Below are 620 nucleotides of genomic sequence, written 5' to 3'. Positions count from 1 at the left end.
GACCTCTGGAATGCCATCCAATCCGGCGATTTCCCCGAATGGGAGTTATGCCTGCAATTGTTCGACCAGGAGTTTGCCGACAATTTTGACTTCGACACCCTTGATCCGACCAAGATCATTCCGGAGGAGATCTTGCCGCCTATACCTGTCGGCCGTCTTGTTCTCGACCGGATGCCGGAGAATTTCTTTGCCGAGACCGAACAGGTCGCGTTCATGACCCAGAATGTTCCGCCTGGCATCGACTTCAGCAACGATCCGCTGCTGCAGGGCCGCAACTTCTCCTACCTCGACACGCAGCTGAAACGCCTGGGCGGCCCCAATTTCACGCATCTGGCGATCAACGCGCCGAAATGCCCATTCCATCATTTCCAGCAGGACGGCCATATGGCGATGCGCAATCCGGTTGGACGGGCCAACTACCAGCCGAATTCATTCGGCGTCGGCCCGCGCGAATCCCCTGAGCGTGGGTTCCGGTCCTTCGCTGACGGGGAGGAGGGCCAGAAGGTCCAGCTGCGGCCCGAAAGTTTCGCCGATCACTACAGCCAGGCTGCCCAGTTCTTCAACAGCCAGACCCCACCCGAGCAACGCCACATCGCTCAGGCCTTGACCTTTGAACCCGC

General features: G+C 59.2%; 1 pseudogene. It reads left to right on the top strand.

Features of this window, described 5'->3' with window-relative positions:
- Positions 1 to 620: pseudogene (katE, locus tag ACXJ7R_RS35740) on the top strand (catalase); the annotation flags it as partial.

The organism is Mesorhizobium sp. P5_C1, assembly GCF_054049815.1.
This window is presented reverse-complemented; position numbering and strand designations above follow the sequence as displayed.